The organism is Yokenella regensburgei (assembly GCF_003634235.1).
In the GTDB taxonomy this organism is placed as follows: domain Bacteria; phylum Pseudomonadota; class Gammaproteobacteria; order Enterobacterales; family Enterobacteriaceae; genus Yokenella; species Yokenella regensburgei.
Map to the genome: position 1 here is coordinate 454317 of NZ_RBIZ01000004.1, position 22180 is coordinate 476496.

Genomic DNA, 22180 nt, shown 5'->3' on the forward strand with positions numbered 1-22180 from the left:
ATTAAATTATATAGCGATTTTTTAACCTCAGGCCAGATCTAAATGCAGGACACAGACAGGTTGTTTTCCAGTCAACGGGTGGTGTAGGGTAAACGCGTTAAGATAGAAACAGTGTTTCGAAAATAACAACCATTGAAGGAGATATTATGTCCTGGCTTGCGGATCCTGCTCGCTATGAGCAGATGCAGTATCGCTACTGTGGTAACAGCGGCCTGCAGTTGCCCGCTTTATCGCTCGGCCTGTGGCACAGTTTTGGCCACGTGCAGTCGCTGGATTCCCAGCGTGCGCTGCTGCGAAAAGCGTTCGATCTCGGTATTACTCATTTTGACCTCGCCAATAACTATGGCCCGCCGCCGGGCAGCGCCGAGGAGAATTTTGGCCGCCTGCTGCGCGAAGATTTCCCCGCTTATCGCGATGAGCTGATTATCTCTACCAAGGCCGGATACGACATGTGGCCAGGTCCGTACGGCTCCGGCGGGTCACGTAAATATCTGCTCGCAAGCCTCGACCAGAGCCTGCAGCGCATGGGGCTCGACTACGTCGATATTTTCTATTCTCACCGCGTTGATGAGAAAACCCCGATGGAAGAGACCGCCGCCGCGCTGGCGCAGGCGGTACAGAGCGGTAAAGCGCTGTACGTGGGTATCTCTTCATACTCGCCCGACCGCACGCTAAAAATGGTGGAACTGCTGCGCGACTGGAAAATCCCGTTGCTCATCCACCAGCCCTCCTACAACCTGCTGAACCGCTGGGTCGACAGCAGTGGGTTGCTGGACACGCTGGAAGAAAACGGTGTGGGCTGCATCGCCTTCACGCCTTTAGCGCAGGGCCTGCTGACCGGGAAATACCTCAACGGCATTCCGGACGGTTCGCGTATGCAGACCGAAGGGAAAAAAGCCCGCGGGCTGACGGAAAATATGCTGAGCGAAGCCAATCTCAACAGCCTGCGTTTGCTGCACGACATGGCGCAACGTCGCGGGCAGTCTATGGCGCAGATGGCGCTGAGCTGGCTGCTGAAGGACAACCGCGTTACGTCGGTGCTGATTGGAGCCAGTCGGCCAGAGCAGCTGGAAGAGAACGTCCAGGCGCTGAACAATCTGCAGTTTACGCCAGAAGAGCTGGCGCAGATTGACCGCCACGTGGCGGACGGTGAGCTGAACCTGTGGCAGGCGTCATCCGATAAGTAGTCAGGAAAAGGGAGGCATAAAGCCTCCCTTTTGTTAGCGCTTAAATCCGCTTTAACCCTTCCAGTGCCTTTTCCAGATAGGTACGCGGGCAACCCAGGTTCAGGCGAATAAAGCCGCTGCCACCGGGGCCAAAGCCGCAGCCCATCGACGGTGCTATACCGGCGATATCGGCCATTACCCATTTGAGCTGTTCATCGTCGAGATTCAACTGGTGACAATCAATCCACAGCAGATAGGTGCCCTGCGCCGGGGTGATCCTCGCCCACGGAAGATGCGCTGCTGCCTGCTCCTCAAACCAACGGCGATTTTCAGCCAGATAGGCCAGCAGTTCATCGAGCCACGGTCCGCCCTCCTCCCAGGCTGCGGTGGCCGCCTGTACCGACAGCGCGTTGAATACATCAAGCCCGTGCGCATCCAGGCGACGCATGAAAGCATCACGTAATGCCGGGTCGGGGATGAGGAAGTTGGAGATCCGCAGCGACGACAGGCCAAAGGTTTTGCTGGCAGACGTTGCTGCAATCACCCGGTTATGCCAGCGTTCGTGCAGATGCAGCACCGAGGTGAACGTCTCGTCCGGCAGCAGCAGGTCAGCCCAGATTTCATCAGAGATAACAATAACATCGTGCTTTTCACACAGCGCCAGCAGCTGCTGCAGCTCTTCTTTAGACCAGCAGCGCCCGGTCGGGTTGTGCGGATTGCAAAGGATCATCAGCGGCGGCCGCTCGGCGCGGAACAGCGCCTCCAGCTGCTCCAGATCCATCCTGTATCCGGCGTCACCTTCTTCGCGCAGCGGATTTTCCAGCAGTCGCCTGCCGTTCAGATTGATAACTTTGGCAAAGGAGCCGTAGTACGGCCCCTGAACCACGATCCCATCACCGGGATGGCTCAACATCTGTACCAGCAGAGAAAGCCCTGGCACGACGCCTTCCACGCTGCACACCCACTCCTGCTTTACAGTGAGCTGATGGCGGGCGGCAGACCAGGCAATCAGCGCATCAAAGTACGCCTGCGGTCGTTCGCTATAGCCAAAAATACCGTGATCAACGCGCTGATGCAGCGCCTGCTGCACCACCGGTGGACAGGTGAAATCAAAATCGGAAACCCACATCGGCAGCAGCTTTGCAGCGCCATCGCCGAAGTGACGCTCAATGAAATCCCATTTCACTGAACCGGTATCATGCCTGTCGATAATCTGATTAAAATCCATCTTGTTCCCTTCTTATTCCGTTACGGCACTCTTCTGCGCCTGCTCTGTGGGAGCCGCAGTGCGTGCAATACCGATCCCGGTAAAACCATAAAATAATGCGAAGAAAATAGCCGCGTAGCACTGAACCGCCCACGGCAGCAGGTCGAGGGTGCTCACGCCAAGCGTTGTCGCCATATAGACCCCGGCCGAAGTCCACGGCAGCAGTGGTTCGATAACGGTGCCGGCATCCTCGATGGTGCGCGACAGGTTCTTGTTATCCAGCCCCATGCGGCGATAGGCGTCTTTGAACAGCTCTGCGGGAACCAGCAGCGCCAGCTTGCCGTCGCTGGTAGCGCCGGTGACCAGAATAGTGGTGGCCACGGTCGCCGCAATCAGTTGTCCGACGCTTTTGATAACCGTCAGCAGGCGGTTGATGATGATGGTCAGCGCACCGGTAAGCGTGAGCGCACCGGCGAACGAGAAGGCGCAGAACACCAGCAGGATGGTACTCATCATCGAGAACATGCCGCCGCGGTTCAGCAGGCGAGGAACATCGGCAATCACCCCTTCAGTCCCCTGCGGGAACATCGAGAGATTGAAGCCATCGATGAAAGCATCCAGCCCCTGCTTCACGCTCAGCCCCTGCATCACCACGCCGAGAATCAGCGCCAGCACGCAGGCGCTCAGCATCAACGGGATAACCGGTTTTTTACGGATTGCGCCCCACAGTACGATGACCGGCGGCAGAATAAGAATGATGTTGAAGTGATACAGCGATTCCAGCGAGTTGACGATATCGGTCACGCGCTGTGGGGTTGCCACGTCGCCAATCATGCTGCTGTGACCTGCTACCAGATACACCACCGCGGCAAGTATAAAGGTCGGGATGGTGGTCCACATCAGGTGTTGAATATGCTCAAACAGCGTGGTGTCGGCAACGATCGCCGCGAAGTTAGTAGAATCGGACAACGGCGAAATTTTGTCGCCGAAGTAAGCACCAGAAACAACCGCCCCCGCCGCTGCGGCAAGAGAGACATCCAGACCCGATGCCACGCCCATCAGCGCCACACCCACCGTCCCGGCAGAACCCCAGGAGGTCCCGGTACAGACGGAGACGACGCTCGTCAGGAAGAATGCCGCAATCAGGATATATTCCGGGCTAATCAGTTTCAGCCCCCAGTACACCATGTAGGGGATGGTGCCGCTGAACATCCAGGTGCCAATCAGGCCGCCGACGCAGATTAAAATCATGATAACCGGCATCGCCTTCGCGAGCTTATCCACCACGGAGTTGATAATGTCTTCCCAGCAGTATCCCTGCCACCAGGCAAGGGCCGCTGCCACCGCCGCAGAACACAGCAGCAGCGGTTCAATGCGTAAACCCATGACGCCGTAGCCAACAATCAGCAACAGCAGCATGGCGATAATGGGGATCAGGGCCAGGCCAAATGACAGCGTTTTTTTCTTGTTCTCTGATGCACTCATAATGGAGCTCCAGTCGGTAAGGTAGCTCAAGGGTAGGTTGATAGCCTGATAGCAACTGTGATCGACAATGTGCCGCCATGTAAGCGATTACATGGAATTTACAAATCTGAAGCAGATCACAGTTTTGATGCTTGACGGTGGATGGACGCAGAGACAGGGGCAACCGAGTCGCGGATAACCAGCTCCGCCGTAAAGCTGTTGGCGCTCGGTGGAATGGTCGCTCCCTCCTGGAGCTGGATCGCCAGCTGTGCCGCACAGCGTGCCATTTGCTCCACCGGATAATGCATGGTGGTCAGCGCCGGATGCAGGTAACGCGCCAGCACCACATCATCAAACCCGACAATCGACAACTGCTGCGGCAGGCCGATGCCCTGCTGGTGCAGCACGCGCATGATCCCGGCGGCCATTACGTCGTTGAAGGTCACGGCGGCGGTAAAGGGAATGCCGCTATTAAGCAGCAGGTGTGCCGCACGCTCTCCCCCCTCTTCATTAAAGGGAACGCTAATCACCCAGCGTTTATCCGGCGTGATGCCATATTCCGCCATCGCCTGGCGGTAGCCTTCAAGACGCTCCTGACGGTCGATGATAGGGAGATCGGAGGTCACGCAGGCGATGCAGCGGTGCCCCTGTGCGAGCAGATGAAGGGTGGCTTCCCGCGCGGCGCTGCGGTTTTCCAGCCAGATACAGCGGTTCGCCATCCCGGCGATGTAGCGATTCACCATCACCATCGCCGGAAAATGGGCACCATAGCGCAGGAGTTCTTTTTCTGACAGTCGGCTGGCGTGAACCACAATGGCCTCGCAGCCCTGGTTTACCAGAAAATCGAGACCGGCTTTTTCCATCGCCTCGTCGTGTCCGCCGCTGCACACCATCAGACGATACTGCTGCTTGCGGGCAACGCTCTCCACGCCGCGCGCCAGATGCGCAAAGAAAGGGTCAGCCAGATTACCGGTCAACAGGCCAAGCATATCCCCGCTGCGTTTTGCCAGCGCAATAGCCGCAGCGTTACGCCGGTAGTTGAGGTCGCGCATCGCTTTCTCGACGCGCTCGCGGGTGACCGGCTCCACCCACGCCGTCTGGTTCATGACGCGAGAAACCGTGGCGGTGGATACCCCCGCCAGCATTGCCACATCCTTGATAGTCGCCATCCACTCCCCCTTCTCTACTGTCTGTTCATCAGAGAGCATACCACCGCAGGCAGGCGCTTAGCGGCGTGGATGTGCAGAGTTGAGAGGGGGCTACACTTCCTGCGGATCGATATAGGGCCGACGATACTGCGGCCAGACCAGCGCCACCAGCGCAGGCCACGCATCAAGGCTGAACTCACGGAAGCATTGCTGCAGGTTGAGCACATCGAGATCGGTATGCGGGACCTTTTCGCCGTTCAGGCAGCGCTTCTTAATATTGTCGTAGTATTTATACACGGCAGAGTTGAGATCGCTGCAGCGACGCTGCGCTGCAAATAACCCCGGCGTGGTGTTTATTTCCGCCATGTTCATGCGTTTGACGGTGGCGTGGAGAAAATCGATATACTCATGATTGACGCGCCAGTACCACACCGGCGTGATCGCATTCATCAGGAGCGAGAAATGATCTTCCCCTTCGTCTTTAGTCAGCGGATTTAGTGGTTCTTCGGGAAAACCCTCCACCATTGTTTGTTTTTTATTGCTGCCCGACATCAATAAAAGAATGATGCCCGTGACCAATAAAATTGCTATCACGAAATAAATAACGTTGTTCATGGTTCACTCCATTTTTTTTGATTTTAAAATTGCCTCATGATATTGTCAACGCGCCTCCTTCCTGCACGAATTAAATCCGTAAGGACTATCTCAATGATACCTGAGACGCTGACTCCGGAACGGTTCCATCTTGCTGCAACGGCAAAGGAATCCGGAGAAGCAGATAAAAATGCTAACCAAACTCAAAATAAAAGAACGCTTGCCGGCTATGAGAACGATATTCTGGCAACGGTGGCTCACAACGGGCAGTCGCGCAATATGCTGCTGGAAGAACGCGATCGCCATATAAAAGAACGACTGTTCCGCGTCATTAAAATTGAAGCCTTTGCCCGGGCCATGAATGATTTACAGGCGCAGGGTGTACTCGACGCTCAGGAATTAAGTCAAATTATTAGCGAAAAAACAGAGTTTATTAATGAGGCAGGTAATAAAATTTGGCTTAATTTAATTACCCGTGAAAAAACAACGCCTATCTTTTATCACATCGCAGATGAGTAATAAACATGAAGGATGTTGAAGATAATAACGTCTATTTGACTTTAGACGACATAAATCGCGATGAGATCCTGTTGCAGAAGAACCTGACGGCGTTGATTAATGAAAAGAACGCAGCCATTGAACGCACCGCCCAGGCGCTGGTGTCTATTCCGGCGGCACTGGTGCAGATGAAATGGCAGCACCGCCGTGAAATCTACGGCTGGCAGGTGAAAGAAGAGATCTATGGCGCGACGATCAACGAAATCATCAGCCGCAAACCAGAGCTGAAAGATAAAATCTGGGCGCAAATCGAAGCCAGCTACCAGAAGATAGTGGCACGAGAGGCCGCGACCCTGCGTCTGTCACGCAAGCTCGCCGATGGCGAACTGCGAACCGCTAACGTCAACATCGTGGCGCTTACTGAAAAGCCGAGCTCAGGTAAATAAAAAAGGCTGGCACCCGGCCAGCCTTTCATGATGTGAATGAGAGCTTACTTCGCCTTCACGGTCTCTTCACCGACCAGACCAATCTTCAGATAGCCCGCCTGGTGAAGCGTATCCATCACCTTCATCATCGTTTCATAGTCGACGGTTTTATCCGCACGGAAGAAGATAGTGGTGTCTTTCTTACCTTCCGTCACCACGTTCAGCGCGTTAATCATGTCAGCATCCGTGACCTGCTCGTTGCCGAGGAACATCGATTTATCGGCCTTCACCGACAGATAAACCGGTTTTTCCGGACGTGGCTGCGGCTGGCTGGATGACGCCGGCAGATTCACTTTCACGTCTACGGTGGCAAGCGGAGCGGCCACCATGAAGATAATCAGCAGCACCAGCATGACGTCGATAAACGGCGTCACGTTGATTTCATGCATTTCACCGTTATCGTCCAGATTTTCATTAAGACGCATGGCCATAACGCGTTAACCTACCCGTAATTTCTGAGCCGTGCGAACCGGACGAGCAGCACCGCTGGCGTTCAAATCCAGGTCACGGCTTTGCAGCAGCAGGACCTGAGCCGCCACATCACCGAGCGTTGCTTTATAGCTGCCGATCATGCGGGCGAAGATGTTATAGATAACCACCGCCGGGATGGCGGCAAACAGGCCGATGGCGGTTGCCAGCAGCGCTTCGGCGATACCCGGAGCCACCACCGCGAGGTTGGTGGTCTGCGTCTGGGCGATACCGATGAAGCTGTTCATGATGCCCCAGACGGTACCGAACAGACCGACAAACGGGGAAATCGCACCGATGGTGGCGAGGTAGCCGTTGCCACGACCCATATGGCGACCGACGGCGGCGACGCGGCGCTCGAGGCGGAAACCGGTACGTTCTTTAATGCCTTCGTTATCTTCCGAACCTGCGGAGAGCTCCAGCTCGTTCTGGGCTTCGTTCAGCAACTGTGAACTCAGGCTCTGATTATGGAAGGAGGCTGCCATTTCACTCGCCTGATCGAGAGAACGGGCTTCGCTCAGCTGCTGCTGTTCGCGCTTGAGGCGGCGCTTGTGGGACAACAGTTCAATGCTTTTACTGAAGAAGATAGCCCAGGTGACGACCGAGGCCAGTAACAGACCGATCATGACGACCTTAACCACGATGTCGGCATGTTGATACATACCCCAAACGGAGAGATCCGCCTGCATCAAATTATTACCCACTCTTTATCTCCAGGATTTAAATCATCAAAACTTTGCGCTAATCATATCAAACTAACGTCGAATTGATAGTGGTTCTCATTAGTATTTACATACTGACGCAAATCCCACCGCAATTCTTTGCGCTTACGCAGTAAAAAGTGCCACGCGGGATTTTTGACAAAATTTTCTGCTTTATCCACCCGCAGCAGGTACAGTGACGAACAAACATGTTAGTTTAGACGTCCAGACGTATAAAAACAGGAATTCCTCATGGCTGACAAACACCTTGATACCGCACTGGTCAACGCCGGGCGCAGTAAAAAATACACCCATGGCGCGGTAAACAGTGTGATCCAGCGCGCTTCATCACTGGTGTTTGACACGGTAGCTGCTAAAAAACAGGCGACCCGCAACCGCGCGAAAGGTGAACTGTTTTACGGTCGTCGCGGTACGCTCACCCACTTTTCATTACAGGACGCGATGTGCGAGCTGGAAGGCGGGGCCGGTTGCGCCCTCTTCCCCTGCGGAGCAGCAGCGGTTGCCAATACGATTCTGGCATTTGTCGAACAGGGTGATGAGGTGTTGATGACCAACACAGCCTACGAGCCAAGCCAGGACTTCTGCAGCAAAATTCTGGCAAAACTCGGTGTCACCACCCGGTGGTTCGACCCGATGATTGGCGACGGTATTGCCGCGCTGATTCAACCCAACACCAAAGTGGTGTTTCTTGAATCTCCAGGCTCCATCACCATGGAAGTGCACGACGTTCCGGCTATCGTGCAGGCGGTTCGCCGCGTCGCTCCTGAAGCCATTATCATGATCGACAATACCTGGGCCGCGGGCGTGCTGTTCAAAGCACTGGAGTTCGACATCGATATCTCCATTCAGGCGGCGACCAAGTACCTGATTGGTCACTCCGATGGCATGATTGGCACCGCCGTTGCCAACGCCCGCTGTTGGGATCAACTGCGCGAAAATGCCTATCTGATGGGACAAATGGTGGACGCCGATACCGCCTACATGACCAGCCGCGGGCTGCGCACCCTGGGCGTCCGCCTTCGCCAGCATCATGAAAGCAGCGTCAAAATTGCCGAATGGCTCTCCACTCATCCCCAGGTGGAGCGGGTCAATCATCCCGCCCTTGCAGGCAGTAAAGGACATGAATTCTGGAAACGCGATTTCACCGGTAGCAGCGGCTTGTTCTCGTTCGTTCTCAAAAAGCAGCTGACTGACGAGGAGCTGTCCGCCTATCTCGACCACTTCGAACTTTTTAGCATGGCCTATTCCTGGGGCGGCTATGAGTCACTGATTCTGGCCAATCAGCCCGCGCATATCGCCGAGATCCGCCCCGATGGTGAGGTAGATTTCAGCGGCACCCTGATCCGACTTCACATCGGTTTAGAGAACGTTGACGATCTTTTGGCCGATTTAGCGGCAGGGTTTGCCCGCATCGTGTAAAGTTTCGCTAAGGTTCCGCCTGGTCTGGACAGATTTACAGACACTACTGTACGAAAATTCTGTCGGCGGTGCGCCCGGGATCAAGGTGTTCCGGGCATTTCAGGAGTACAATATTCCGAAAAGCGTAGTTCCTTAGGAAAACCCATGGTAGTCATTCAAGAGATTGTCGCCGCTCTCTGGCAGCACGACTTTGCTGCATTAGCGAATCCTCACGTCGTTGGTATTGTTTATCTGGTTATGTTTGCGACGCTGTTCCTTGAGAACGGTCTGCTTCCGGCTTCCTTTCTGCCGGGCGACAGCCTGCTGCTGCTGGCGGGGGCTCTGATTGCCAAAGGGGTGATGGGTTTTGTCCCGACGCTGATTATTCTGACGACCGCCGCCAGCCTCGGCTGCTGGCTGAGCTATATCCAGGGCCGCTGGCTCGGGAACACCAAAACCGTTAAAGGCTGGCTGGCGCAGCTGCCGACGAAATACCATCAACGCGCCACCTGCATGTTCGACCGCCACGGTCTGCTGGCCCTGCTGGTCGGTCGCTTTCTGGCATTTGTTCGCACCCTGCTGCCTACCATGGCCGGGATTTCAGGACTGTCGAATCGCCGCTTCCAGTTCTTTAACTGGCTGAGCGCCCTGCTGTGGGTCGGTGTGGTCACCAGCCTCGGCTACGCGCTCAGTATGATCCCCTTCGTCAAACGCCATGAAGATCAGGTGATGACCTTCCTGATGATCCTGCCGCTGTTCCTGCTGGTTGCCGGGCTGTTTGGCGCCATCGCGGTGGTGCTCAAGAAAAAGTACAGCAACGCCTGAGTTCAGCTCCCTCTCCCGTCGGGAGAGGGCTACAGCCCCTGCATCATCCGGATGCGGGCCGCATCTTCCCCCGGTGTAATGCCAAAGTAACGCTTAAACTCGCGGCTAAACTGCGAAGCACTTTCATAGCCCACGCGCATCGCCGCCGCGCTGGCTTTCATTCCGTCGTGCACCATCATCATTCTGGCCTTATGCAGGCGGTAGGTTTTCAGGTACTGCAACGGTGAAGTACTGGTCACTGACTTGAAGTTATGATGAAACGCCGAGACGCTCATGTTGGCCTCTGCCGCCAGCTGATCGACGCTCAGGTTTTCCGTGTACTGACTTTCAATGCGTTTTAACACCCGGCTAATCAGGCTGAAATGAGTCTGCCGGCTCACGAGCGCCAGCAGCGCACCGCCACACGGCCCGGTGAGCACGTGATAGAGAATTTCGCGGATTATCTGCTTACCGAGAATACGGGCATCCAGCGGGCGGTCCATCACGTCAAGCAAACGCTCGGCGGCGCAGAGAATATCCTCATTCAACACGGCGGAATTAATGCCGCTTGCCGCCACCGCAGGGCGAAAATGTTCATCCTCACCAATATCCATCAGCAGCTCCTGTAACTGCAGGATATCGACATTCAGGCGTAGCCCGGCCAGCGGGACTTCCGGCGTGGCAAAGGTTTCACATTCGAACGGCAGCGGTACGGTCAGCAGCAGATATTCGTTGGTGTCGTAGCGAAAAGAACGCTCGTTGATGTAACCGACTTTGTGGCCAGAAAAGAGAAACACGATGCCCGGTTGGTACATCACCGGCGTGCGGGTACCCGGCTGAGTGCCGTACAACAGGCGCACGTCAGGCAGCAGCTCGCTCAGGCGCTGTTGATTGTTTATCAGTGACTTAATCTGTTCTGTTAGCTGCAGACAGATGGCTTCACGATTCATGAAAGGGTTCTCCGCTCGCGGTTTTCGACAATCTTATTGTGCGCAGAATAGTGCTGTTTCTCCAGCCCGTTGTAGAAATGGGCAAGACAACGGCAGGAATGTGCATTGAGAGCTCCGGGCCAGAAGACCACAATGTGCCACATCAGGCAGGCCACCCGCCGCCATTTTTATTCACCCTCCATAAGGGCACGAGCAATGAACAATTTTAATCTCCACACCCCAACCCGTATTCTGTTTGGTAAAGGCGCCATCGCCTTACTGCGCGACCAGATCCCGGCTGATGCTCGCGTGATGGTCACCTACGGCGGCGGCAGCGTGAAAAAAACCGGCGTTCTTGATCAGGTATTGAATACCCTGAAAGGCCTGAACGTGGTCGAGTTTGGCGGTATCGAACCGAATCCATCGTACGAAACGCTGATGAACGCGGTGGCGCTTGCTCGTCGTGAAAACATCACCTTCCTGCTCGCCGTCGGCGGCGGCTCCGTGCTGGATGGCACCAAATTTATCGCTGCAGCCGCACACTATGCAGAAAACATCGACCCGTGGCATATCCTGGAGACCGGCGGTCGCGACATCAAAAGCGCCATTCCGATGGGCTCGGTACTGACCCTGCCTGCTACCGGTTCTGAATCCAATAAAGGTGCGGTTATCTCGCGTAAAACCACCGGCGATAAGCAGGCGTTTATGAATGACCACGTCCAGCCGGTGTTCGCCATTCTTGACCCGGTGTACACCTACACTCTGCCGCCGCGTCAGGTAGCCAACGGCGTGGTTGATGCATTTGTTCACACCGTTGAGCAGTATGTTACCTGGCCGGTTAACGGCAAAATTCAGGATCGTTTTGCCGAGGGTATTCTGCTGACCCTGGTGGAAGAAGGCCCGAAAGCGCTGGCCGAACCGGAGAACTACGACGTGCGTGCTAACGTGATGTGGGCTGCTACTCAGGCGCTGAACGGCCTGATCGGCGCGGGTGTTCCTCAGGACTGGGCAACGCACATGCTGGGCCATGAACTGACCGCCATGCATGGCCTGGATCATGCCCAGACCCTGGCTATCGTCCTGCCGGCGCTGTGGAATGAAAAACGCGATACCAAACGCGCCAAACTGCTGCAGTACGGCGAACGTGTCTGGAACATTACTGAAGGCTCCGACGATGCGCGTATCGACGCCGCCATCGCCGCGACTCGCCACTTCTTCGAACAGATGGGTGTACCGACTCGCCTTTCAGACTATGGCCTCGATGGCAGCAGCATCCCGGCTCTGGTGGCGAAACTGGAAGCTCACGGAATGACTCAACTCGGTGAAAAACAAGACATTACCCTCGATGTCAGCCGCCGCATCTATGAGGCAGCTCGTTAAGGATTTGCGGTTTTCCCCTTTCGTTTTGGCATATTTCGACCAGGCTTAATACTGGAGTCTCGTCGGGTTTCGACCCGGCGAGCTTAAAAATATGGAGGAACGCATGACACATCCAACCTTAATCAAGCTGCATGACGGCAACGTAATGCCGCAACTGGGTCTCGGCGTGTGGAAGGCAGGTAACGAGGAGGTCGTGACTGCGATCCACAAAGCGCTGGAGGTGGGTTACCGCTCAATTGATACTGCAGCGGCGTACAAGAACGAAAGCGGCGTCGGTAAAGCATTAAAGAGCGCCGGGATCCCTCGTGATGAACTGTTCATCACCACCAAGCTCTGGAATGACGATCAGAAGCGTCCTCGCGAAGCCCTGGAAGAGAGCCTCGAAAAGCTCCAGCTCGACTATATCGATTTATACCTGATGCACTGGCCTGTTCCCGCGATTGACCACTATGTCGATGCCTGGAAGGGAATGATTGAGCTGCAAAAAGCCGGGCTGATTAAAAGCATTGGGGTGTGTAACTTCCAGATCCCTCATCTGCAGCGTCTGATCGATGAAACAGGTGTTGCCCCGGTGATTAATCAGGTTGAGCTGCACCCGCTGATGCAACAGCGCCCCCTCCATGCCTGGAACGCCACGCACAAAATTCAGACCGAATCCTGGAGCCCGCTGGCACAGGGTGGCGCAGGGGTGTTCGATCAGAAAATCATTCGTGAACTGGCGGATAAGCACGGCAAGACCCCGGCTCAGGTGGTGCTTCGCTGGCATCTCGACAGTGGATTAGTGGTGATCCCGAAATCGGTAACCCCCGCAAGAATTGCCGAGAACTTTGATGTCTGGGATTTCCGTCTGGATAAAGACGACGTCAGTGAGATAGCGAAACTGGATCAGGGCAAACGCTTAGGCCCCGATCCGGATCAGTTTAGCGGGTAGTTCACCCCTCACCCTGGCCCTCCCACAGAGAGAGGGCCGGATGAGGGCACAGCGTTAGCCAGTCTTACGCTTCACGCTTTTTTTCGCAGTAGCCCCACCGTTCGAACGCTGGTGCACAATTGGCGTGTGCTTGGTCAGTGCCGGACGGGTATGGCGGTTCTGGCGGCGTGCTTCGCGCATCTCTTCGATGGTTGGAGCCGGAACCAGACAGTCGCGGCGTGAGCCAATCAGATGCTTTTTACCCATCGCTTCCAGCGCCTGACGAATCAGCGGCCAGTTGGCCGGATCGTGGTAACGCAGCAGCGCTTTGTGCAGACGGCGCTGTTTGTCCCCTTTCGGCACCACCACTTCTTCACTCTTATAACCAATCTTACTCAGCGGGTTTTTGCCGGTGTAATACATGGTTGTCGAGTTCGCCAGCGGTGACGGATAGAAGTTCTGTACCTGATCCAGACGGAAGCGACGCTGCTTCAGCCACAGCGCCAGGTTTACCATGTCTTCATCACGGGTGCCCGGGTGTGCCGAGATAAAGTACGGGATCAGATACTGCTCTTTACCCGCCTGCTTAGAGAAGGTGTCGAACAGCTCTTTGAAACGATCGTAGCTGCCCATCCCCGGCTTCATCATTTTCGACAGCGGGCCTTCCTCGGTATGCTCCGGGGCAATCTTCAGATAGCCACCCACGTGATGCGTCGCCAGCTCCTTGATGTAGCGAGGATCTTCTACCGCGATGTCATAACGCACACCGGATGCAATCAGGATCTTCTTGACGCCTTTCAGGTCACGCGCACGACGATAAAGGTTGATTGTCGGCTCATGGTTAGTGTCCATGTGCTGGCAAATATCCGGATAGACGCAGGACAGGCGGCGGCAGGTTTGCTCTGCGCGCGGCGACTTACAGCGCAGCATATACATGTTGGCCGTCGGGCCACCGAGATCGGAAATAATACCGGTAAAGCCCGGCACCGTGTCACGGATCGCTTCGATCTCGTTGATGATCGAGTCTTCAGAACGGCTCTGAATGATGCGACCTTCGTGTTCCGTAATGGAGCAGAATGAGCAACCGCCGAAGCAGCCACGCATGATGTTGATTGAGAAACGGATCATCTCATACGCCGGAATACGGCTCTTACCGTACGCCGGGTGCGGTACACGCTTGTACGGCAGAGCAAACACGCTGTCCATCTCTTCGGTAGAAAGCGGGATAGCCGGCGGGTTGATCCAGATATAGCGCTCGCCGTGCTTTTGCATCAGGGCACGCGCACAGCCCGGGTTGGTTTCGTGGTGCAGAATTCGTGAGGCATGCGCATAGAGCACCTTGTCGCTTTTCACCTTCTCAAAGGACGGCAGCAGCACATAGGTTTTCTCCCACGGTTTTGGACGCGGCGGCTGCACAACAATGGCTTTTGCTTCCTGCTTTTTCGGCTCAACCGGCTTGTTATCCGCACACGGCAGATCTTCACCGTATGGATGCGGGATCGGGTCAATTTTGCCCGGCATATCGATGATGCGGGAATCCACCCCGCTCCAGCCCGGGAGCGCCTCTTTCACCATAATCGCGGTGTTGCGCACATCGCGGATTTCACCGACCTTCTCGCCCTGCGACAGACGGTGAGCCACCTCTACCAGCGGACGTTCGCCGTTGCCGAAAATCAGCATATCGGCTTTAGAATCTACCAGCACCGAACGACGCACGGTATCTGACCAATAGTCGTAATGAGCGGTACGGCGCAGGCTTGCCTCGATACCGCCGAGGATCACCGGCACATCTTTCCATGCTTCTTTACAGCGCTGGGTATAAACCAGAGTCGCACGGTCAGGACGTTTCCCGGCCACGTTGTCCGGCGTATAGGCATCGTCATGACGCAGCTTACGGTCGGCAGTGTAGCGGTTAATCATCGAGTCCATGTTGCCAGCGGTCACGCCGAAAAACAGGTTCGGTTTGCCAAGACGCATGAAGTCTTCTTTGCTGTTCCAGTCCGGCTGGGCAATTATCCCTACGCGGAAGCCCTGAGCCTCCAGCATACGGCCACAGATTGCCATCCCGAAGCTTGGGTGATCGACATAGGCGTCGCCGGTGACGAGGATGATGTCGCAGCTGTCCCAGCCGAGTAAATCCATCTCTTCACGTGACATCGGCAGGAACGGGGCTGGGCCAAAGCAGGCCGCCCAGTACTGGGGCCACGAGAAAAGGTCGCGATCCGGTTGGATCAGGGAAATTGCGCTCATAATGCTTCCGGGGATTGGTTAAAAAGACTTCAAAAGGCGGGGATTATACGCTGGAACGAGTGGGGAAAGAAGGGGGATTTGGCGTTATTGGCGGTTAAAAAAGCACCAGCTTCCGGGCGACGGCTGGTGCTTTTTTGCCACTAGTCTCGGGCTCAAGGCTCACGGCTGAATGATTGGTAATGAAAAGTCACCCATGGTGATGGAAACATTATCATTACCATCCGAGTTGTTACCAAAAACAAAATAGCCTAAGCGGGTATTGGTCTGTAATGGTTTAATATATTTTTCAGTAGTACCTTTGAAGGTTTTATCCTGATAAAAGTTAATAAACACATTGTGTTGACGACCACTATCAAGGAAGCCTACCGATCCGGAATGCAGTGGGAATTTAAATCCACTTTCGTAAGGCAATGAACCTGCTGGAATATCAGTTGTCCACGGTACGAATTGTTCAAGTGAGCTAATATTGCCAGGATTTGCGCGCATTTTTACAGAGTAATAAATACCCGGAATATTTGTAGCAAAGAGTGCAATATTATGGGCTTGAGTATTGTACTCAACCGTTGAAACTTTAGACGCCGCCGGGGCTTCGCGCCAGGCACCCAGGCCGATCCCATCCGGACCAACATTGCACTTAGTCGTCAGGGTTGGCGTATTAGTCAATACGTCATAATCCAAAATAAAACCCTCGGTTCCAGGTTTGAATATATGTAATCCACCTTCATTACCAATCGGTTTGAGGGAATTAATTGTTACCGAACGCGTCCCGTAGAAGAAACACTCTTTTGCTGCAAAAGCCAGGTTTGGCACAACTGCAGAAACTGCCAGTACGGTTGTGAGAATTGCAATTGCAGTTTTGTTTTTCATAGCCATAATGATTACCTTTCTGTTAATTAAGAAACTCACACTAAATTTGAGCATCATCGTTTACCACTTCACCTCGAAAGAGGCTGGTATGGAGAGGTAATACTGACTGGCTGCAATTATAATTTCCAGTCACAAAATATCATTATGATGAAATCAAGATGTTCTTTTATATTTAGAGAGGCGACTACTAAAGGAATTGACTTACGCTGATGGGTTATACAGCCGGAAACAACTCGCTTCCGGCTTTTTTTATTAAAATATAAGCAATTATTTTGACAATGTAGCCCCACCAAGGCCAGGGGTGGGCTGTACGACGAGTCCTGCCGCAACAGGCTGGATAACGGGCACAGAGAAATCGCCCATGGTGACAGAAACATTATCATCACCATCAGAGTTGTTACCGAAAACAAAGTAACCCAGCAGCGTATTTTTTTGCTTCGGCTTTATATATTTCTCCGTTGTTCCTTTAAACGATTTATCCTGATAGAAGTTAATGAATATATTATGTTGACGGCCACCATCAAGGAACGATTTTGTACCTGAGTGGAGCGGATACTTAAACCCACTCTCGTAAGGTAAAGACCCGCCAGGAATATCCGTATACCATGGTACAAATTGATTGAGCACCTGAATATTATCTGGTTTGGCTCGCACCTTCACCGAGTAGTAAATACCTGGTACATTTGTCGCAAACAGTGCAATGTTATGCGCCTGCGTATTATATTCAATTGTTGATACCTTTGACGCAGCGGGAGCAACACGCCAGGCCCCGAGATTCATTCCATCCGGGCCAACATTACACTTTGTTTTCAGATTAGCAGCATCAGTCAGTACATCATAATCCAGGATAAAACCTTCAGTACCTGCTTTATAAATATGCAATCCTTTCAGGTCATTATTGACGGTGGCAGCGTTGATTTTGACAGAGCGAGTTCCATAAAAAAAACACTCCTTTGCCGCATGTGCAAACTGTGGAGCTAGCATTGCCATTGTCAATACTGATGACAATAACATAATAGAACGTTTATTTTTCTTCATAGATTTCTCAAGGTGTGATTATTAATTAGAGAGATTGCATATATCTTCCATACATCAAGCACCTGACTCTAACAATTCACACAGAATCTAACAATTTAGAATAACTGAATCTATTAATAAGTAGAGATGGTTTTATCATCACCTTCAATCAATAAAAGGTTATCATAATAGAAAGTAATAAATATTGAGAAAGGTTGGCAGGTTTTTATTCATCCCCTGCCAGTGTATTTTTTACGATGCCGGGTTCACCAGAATCTGACCAATGGAGCCGCGATCGGCGAGCTCAAGGGTTCCGCTGCTGTACTGGAACGGGAAGTGCGGCCACGACGGCTGAACATAGTTGACCAGTAGTTCAACCTGGCCATCCACCCATACCGTATCCTTCCAGCCGCGATCTTCCGGGAACGGCATTGCACCGTTCACGTTACGCACCTGGAACATCACACCTTCAATATGGAACGACTGCGGGCGGTCAGCACGCACCGTCCAGCGCTCCCAGGTTCCCTGCTGCGCGGTGATATCAATGCGTTTCGGATCCCACAGCTGACCGTTAATACCCGGGTCATCACCAAGCGAGATGTCGCGGCTACGAATCGGCGTGCCGGACATAATTTCTGCTGGCAGAAGGCGCATCGGCAGGCTGTCAGTCACCAGCGGCAGCAGCCCGGTCGGGCGCAGCGTCAGTACCAGCGTAGAAATGAGAATGCTGGAAGGCTCAAAGAATCCACGGATGCGGTCCATGATGCCCGCCGCCTCACCGCAGGTGATCGACACTTCGTCACCGTTGGTCATATCCACCAAAATTTCACGCCGCTCACCCGGCGCCAGCGACAGCTGTTTCACCGAAATCGGCGTGGGTAAAAAGCCCTGATCGCCGGAAATAACGTGCAGCGGTCGGCCATCGCTCATTTGCAGCTGATAGCGACGAGAGTTAGAAGCATTAAGCAGACGCAGGCGCACCCAACCACGAGAGACTTCAACGTATGGGCTCTGCACACCGTTCACCAGCAGCGTGTCGCCAACAAAGCCACCGCTACCGGGTTCGCTGTACTCCGGCGTGCCGAAGTTATCCAGCCGCTTATCCTGGATAATGACCGGGAAGTCGTCGACGCCGTAGTGATTGGGAATAGGTAAGGACTTACTTACTTCATCTTCGACCAGCCACATCCCGGCAACGCCGTTATAGACCTGCTGCGCCATGCGATTGGGAGTATTCGCCTGATACCAGAGTGTTGCCGCGCTCTGGCGGATAGGCAGTACCGGCGCCCAGTCGGCACCCGGTGACATCATACGCGCCGCGCCGCCCATAAGCGGCCCCGGCACCTGCAGGCCACGTACGGTCATCGCGACGTTTTCTGCGAGTCGATTGCTGTAAATCAGTTTAACGTCATCACCGTTCCAGACACGGATAGTCGGGCCAAGATAGCGGCCATTAATCCCTGACACCGGCGCACGAGTACCCGGCGTAAACGACCAGTGGCTACGTTGCAGCGTCATGAACAGCGGCTGACCGCGACGGGATTCGAGCAGTGGAGGGACCGGCAGCACCTGCTGCTGCCCGGCCGCATTTGCCCTCAGCGGCACCGCACTTGCACACAGTGCAAGCCCTGATGTCTGAATAAACTGACGCCGACTGAGTGACATATAAACTCCATGCAAAACTGACAAAAAGAGGCGGAAATTCGTTTCCCGCTTATTAGATTTTTCCGGCCGCTTCTCGCTGTGCGACTTCCTGATTTAACTCATCAATCTTCGCTGCCATCAGCTCGCGGCAGTGGGTCGCCAGTTCACGGATCTGATCTTTGTTCCAGTTGCTGGTATCCACCGGAGGCAACATTTCCACGATCACCAGGCCGTTGTTCAGGCGATTCAAATTAATCTTATTCGATGTATTGGAAACACACACAGGAATAATCGGGACGCCTGCCGCAATTGCCGCGTGAAATGCCCCGGTTTTAAACGGCAGCAGGCCACGCCCACGGCTACGGGTACCTTCCGGGAACATCCAGAACGAGATCCGGCGCGTTTTAAAGTTATTCACCACTTCGGTAATGGTGTTGTGCGCTTTCGCACGGTTATTACGGTCAATCAGCAGGTTGCCGGTCAGCCAGTACAGCTGGCCAAAGAACGGGATCCATATCAGGCTCTTTTTCCCGACGGTCACCGTAGGCGGCTGAACAATGTTAGAGGCGGTCACCATATCGTAATTGTTCTGGTGATTACCGATGTAAATCGCATTGCCGTAGGTATCTGCATCTGCGGGTTTACGCAGTTCTACTTTCAAACCGAACAGCGGCGCCATTCTGCCAAACATATGGCCGAAAGTAGCAACGTGTTTTGGATTACGCGGGCTGAACAGGCAGTAGATGCAGCCAACTATACACACCAGAATACAGTAGATAACAGCGATAATAAGTCGAAAAATGAATAACATAACACCCTCTGAAACCCTAACCCTTGGGTTTTGCAGCAAATTTTAACACGCCCCTCTGCTTCAGGGGCGTTTGTTTTTACTCTTCGCTATCGCCTGCGGCGGGGCGCATCGGTGAATCGATATCAATCCTGTCGATTTTCTGCAGGCCGCGCATCAGGGTACCGCGACGCCCGCGCTCGCCGGTCACTTTCTGCAGTTCTTCCGGACGCAGTTTAATTTTGCGCTTGCCGACATGGATAGTCAGCGTGCTTTGCGGTGGCAGGAGATACAGATGCGCCAGGCCATCAACCCCTTTCGCGGCATCCGCCGAAGCGATATTGATAATCTTGTTACCCTTACCTTTCGACAGCTGCGGCAGGTCGCTGACCGGGAACATCAGCATCCGGCCCGCGGTGGTGATCGCGAGGAGCATGTCAGATTCGTCTTCGATAACGACCGGCGGCATCACCTGCGCGTTATCCGGAAGCGTGATAACCGCTTTACCGGCACGGTTGCGCGCTACCAGATCGTTAAAGGTGCAGACAAAGCCGTAACCGGCGTCGGATGCCATCAGCAGTTTCTGCTCGTCGCCTTCCATCAGCATATGCTCAACGGTCGCGCCCGGCGGTAACGTCAGTTTACCGGTCAGCGGTTCGCCCTGTCCGCGCGCCGACGGCAGCGTGATAGGGTCAATCGCGTAGCTACGCCCGGTGGTATCAATAAACACCACTGGCTGGTTGCTCTTACCTTTCGCTGAGGACTTCCAGCTGTCACCGGATTTATAGCTCAGCCCCTGGGCGTCGATGTCATGGCCTTTGGCACTGCGAACCCAGCCCATCTGCGACAGCACAATGGTCACCGGCTCAGACGGCAGCATATCGTGCTCGTTCATCGCCTTCGCTTCTTCGCGCTCGCGCAGCGGGGAACGACGGTCATCGCCATAGGCATCGGCATCGGCCTGCAGCTCTTTCTTCAGCAGGGTATTCATTTTGCGCTCAGAGGCGAGGATCGCCTGCAGCTGATCGCGCTCTTTCTCAAGATCGTTCTGCTCGCCGCGGATCTTCATCTCTTCCAGTTTGGCGAGGTGGCGCAGTTTAAGCTCGAGGATCGATTCGGCCTGCGTTTCGCTGATACCAAAGCGCGACATCAGCACCGGCTTCGGTTCATCTTCGCTGCGGATGATGTGGATGACTTCGTCGATATTGAGAAACGCAATCAGCAAACCTTCGAGGATATGCAGGCGCTTCAGCACTTTTTCCAGACGATAGTTCAGTCGACGCGTCACCGTGTCGCGACGGAAGGCAAGCCATTCGGTCAGGATCTCAAGCAGGTTTTTCACCGCCGGGCGACCGTCCAGACCAATCATGTTCAGGTTGATACGGTAGCTTTTTTCCAGATCGGTAGTGGCAAACAGGTGGTTCATCACCTGCTCCATATCGACGCGGTTCGAGCGCGGCACAATCACCAGACGAGTCGGGTTTTCGTGGTCTGACTCATCGCGCAGGTCGTCCACCATCGGCAGCTTTTTATTGCGCATCTGGCTGGCGATTTGTTCCAGCACCTTCGCGCCGGACACCTGGTGCGGCAGCGCGGTAATAACCACCGCTCCGTCTTCTTTATTCCACACCGCGCGCATGCGCACGGAGCCACGACCGTTCTGGTAGATTTTGCGAATTTCCGCGCGCGGGGTGATGATTTCCGCTTCGGTCGGGTAATCCGGCCCCTGAACGATATCCAGCAGCTCATCGAGCGTGGTCTTCGGTTTTTCAATCAGGGTGATAGCGGCGTTCGCCACTTCGCGCAGGTTGTGCGGGGGAATATCGGTCGCCATGCCCACCGCGATCCCGGTGGTACCGTTCAGCAGGATGTTTGGCAGACGCGCAGGCAGCATCTTCGGCTCCTGCATCGTACCGTCGAAGTTCGGCACCCAGTCCGCGGTCCCCTGCCCGAGCTCGCCCAGCAGCAATTCGGCATATTTGGACAGACGAGACTCGGTGTAACGCATCGCCGCGAAGGATTTCGGATCGTCCGGTGCCCCCCAGTTCCCCTGGCCATCGACCAGCGGGTAACGATAGGAGAACGGCTGTGCCATCAGTACCATCGCTTCATAACAGGCGCTGTCGCCGTGCGGATGGTATTTACCCAGCACGTCACCGACGGTACGGGCAGATTTTTTAAATTTTGCGCTGGCGCTCAGCCCCAGCTCAGACATCGCGTACACGATGCGGCGTTGAACCGGCTTCAGGCCATCGCCAATAAACGGTAGCGCCCTGTCCATGATGACGTACATGGAGTAGTTCAGATACGCATTTTCCGTGAATTCATGTAGCGCAAGGCGCTCTGCCATATCGCTCATTAACTGTGATTCCTTTATTGATGCGCCGGTCTGGTGCAGGCGGCAAAACTACCCGCGATAATACCCTATCTGGCGCGCTGAGT

General features: G+C 54.4%; 20 protein-coding genes. 7 read left to right on the forward strand and 13 right to left on the reverse strand.

Annotated elements, in window-relative coordinates; all coding sequences use genetic code 11:
- Positions 1–146: 146 nt before the first annotated feature.
- The gene (locus tag C7387_RS13595) at positions 147–1187 is read left to right on the forward strand and encodes an aldo/keto reductase (RefSeq protein WP_120816882.1); all 1041 of its coding nucleotides are present in this window, start codon (positions 147–149) and stop codon (positions 1185–1187) included.
- 40 nt (positions 1188–1227) lie between these two features.
- On the opposite strand, the gene C7387_RS13600 is transcribed toward C7387_RS13595, so the two are convergent.
- The 4 genes from C7387_RS13600 to C7387_RS13615 all read right to left on the reverse strand — a co-directional run bounded on the left by C7387_RS13600 (position 1228) and on the right by C7387_RS13615 (position 5600).
- On the reverse strand, positions 1228–2394 hold the full coding sequence (locus C7387_RS13600; RefSeq protein ID WP_120816883.1) for a MalY/PatB family protein: 1167 nt from the start codon (positions 2392–2394) through the stop codon (positions 1228–1230).
- A 12-nt stretch (positions 2395–2406) separates the two neighbouring features.
- Positions 2407–3858, reverse strand: a complete 1452-nt coding sequence (nhaC, locus tag C7387_RS13605) for a Na+/H+ antiporter NhaC (protein ID WP_006818293.1) — start codon at positions 3856–3858, stop codon at positions 2407–2409.
- Positions 3859–3974: 116 nt separating this feature from the next.
- Positions 3975–5006, reverse strand: coding sequence for a LacI family DNA-binding transcriptional regulator (locus tag C7387_RS13610; protein ID WP_120816884.1), 1032 nt, complete (start codon positions 5004–5006; stop codon positions 3975–3977).
- Between the two features lie 90 nt (positions 5007–5096).
- Positions 5097–5600, reverse strand: a complete 504-nt coding sequence (locus tag C7387_RS13615; RefSeq protein ID WP_120816885.1) for an ESA_00282 family adhesion-associated protein — start codon at positions 5598–5600, stop codon at positions 5097–5099.
- A 93-nt stretch (positions 5601–5693) separates the two neighbouring features.
- Here C7387_RS13615 and C7387_RS13620 point away from each other — a divergent pair, with 93 nt between their 5' ends.
- Positions 5694–6098 (forward strand): hypothetical protein, encoded by a 405-nt coding sequence (locus tag C7387_RS13620; protein WP_006818290.1) that lies wholly within the window; start codon positions 5694–5696, stop codon positions 6096–6098.
- A 5-nt stretch (positions 6099–6103) separates the two neighbouring features.
- Entirely contained in the window at positions 6104–6523 is a 420-nt protein-coding gene (locus tag C7387_RS13625; protein ID WP_006818289.1) for a hypothetical protein, read from the forward strand.
- A 44-nt stretch (positions 6524–6567) separates the two neighbouring features.
- Here C7387_RS13625 and exbD read toward each other — a convergent pair whose 3' ends face one another.
- On the reverse strand, positions 6568–6993 hold the full coding sequence (gene exbD, locus C7387_RS13630) for a TonB system transport protein ExbD (protein WP_120816886.1): 426 nt from the start codon (positions 6991–6993) through the stop codon (positions 6568–6570).
- A 6-nt stretch (positions 6994–6999) separates the two neighbouring features.
- Positions 7000–7734 (reverse strand): tol-pal system-associated acyl-CoA thioesterase, encoded by a 735-nt coding sequence (gene exbB / locus C7387_RS13635; RefSeq protein ID WP_040903204.1) that lies wholly within the window; start codon positions 7732–7734, stop codon positions 7000–7002.
- 249 nt (positions 7735–7983) lie between these two features.
- Here exbB and metC point away from each other — a divergent pair, with 249 nt between their 5' ends.
- Together metC and yghB are read left to right on the forward strand one after the other, a co-directional pair.
- The gene (gene metC / locus C7387_RS13640; RefSeq protein ID WP_038255791.1) at positions 7984–9171 is read left to right on the forward strand and encodes a cystathionine beta-lyase; all 1188 of its coding nucleotides are present in this window, start codon (positions 7984–7986) and stop codon (positions 9169–9171) included.
- A 144-nt stretch (positions 9172–9315) separates the two neighbouring features.
- On the forward strand, positions 9316–9975 hold the full coding sequence (yghB, locus tag C7387_RS13645; protein ID WP_006818284.1) for a DedA family general envelope maintenance protein YghB: 660 nt from the start codon (positions 9316–9318) through the stop codon (positions 9973–9975).
- 29 nt (positions 9976–10004) lie between these two features.
- Here yghB and C7387_RS13650 read toward each other — a convergent pair whose 3' ends face one another.
- Positions 10005–10904 (reverse strand): AraC family transcriptional regulator, encoded by a 900-nt coding sequence (locus C7387_RS13650; protein ID WP_006818283.1) that lies wholly within the window; start codon positions 10902–10904, stop codon positions 10005–10007.
- A 195-nt stretch (positions 10905–11099) separates the two neighbouring features.
- Here C7387_RS13650 and yqhD point away from each other — a divergent pair, with 195 nt between their 5' ends.
- A complete protein-coding gene (gene yqhD, locus C7387_RS13655; RefSeq protein WP_038255793.1) occupies positions 11100–12263 on the forward strand; it encodes an alcohol dehydrogenase in 1164 nt (387 codons plus the stop codon).
- Between the two features lie 103 nt (positions 12264–12366).
- Positions 12367–13194 carry a 2,5-didehydrogluconate reductase DkgA gene (gene dkgA, locus C7387_RS13660; RefSeq protein WP_038255795.1) on the forward strand — a complete coding sequence of 276 codons (828 nt, stop codon included), beginning with the start codon at positions 12367–12369 and terminating at the stop codon, positions 13192–13194.
- A gap of 54 nt (positions 13195–13248) precedes the next feature.
- Here dkgA and C7387_RS13665 read toward each other — a convergent pair whose 3' ends face one another.
- From C7387_RS13665 to parC, 6 genes are all read right to left on the reverse strand, one after another.
- Positions 13249–15423: a YgiQ family radical SAM protein gene (locus tag C7387_RS13665; RefSeq protein WP_120816887.1), complete on the reverse strand. Its 2175-nt coding sequence runs from the start codon at positions 15421–15423 to the stop codon at positions 13249–13251.
- A gap of 159 nt (positions 15424–15582) precedes the next feature.
- The gene (locus C7387_RS13670; RefSeq protein ID WP_038255797.1) at positions 15583–16296 is read right to left on the reverse strand and encodes a fimbrial protein; all 714 of its coding nucleotides are present in this window, start codon (positions 16294–16296) and stop codon (positions 15583–15585) included.
- Between the two features lie 261 nt (positions 16297–16557).
- Positions 16558–17328: a fimbrial protein gene (locus C7387_RS13675; protein ID WP_038255799.1), complete on the reverse strand. Its 771-nt coding sequence runs from the start codon at positions 17326–17328 to the stop codon at positions 16558–16560.
- A gap of 231 nt (positions 17329–17559) precedes the next feature.
- A complete protein-coding gene (gene ftsP, locus C7387_RS13680) occupies positions 17560–18972 on the reverse strand; it encodes a cell division protein FtsP (RefSeq protein WP_120816888.1) in 1413 nt (470 codons plus the stop codon).
- Positions 18973–19024: 52 nt separating this feature from the next.
- Positions 19025–19762: a 1-acylglycerol-3-phosphate O-acyltransferase gene (gene plsC / locus C7387_RS13685; RefSeq protein ID WP_006818278.1), complete on the reverse strand. Its 738-nt coding sequence runs from the start codon at positions 19760–19762 to the stop codon at positions 19025–19027.
- A gap of 76 nt (positions 19763–19838) precedes the next feature.
- Positions 19839–22097 carry a DNA topoisomerase IV subunit A gene (gene parC, locus C7387_RS13690; RefSeq protein WP_006818277.1) on the reverse strand — a complete coding sequence of 753 codons (2259 nt, stop codon included), beginning with the start codon at positions 22095–22097 and terminating at the stop codon, positions 19839–19841.
- Positions 22098–22180 lie beyond the last annotated feature (83 nt).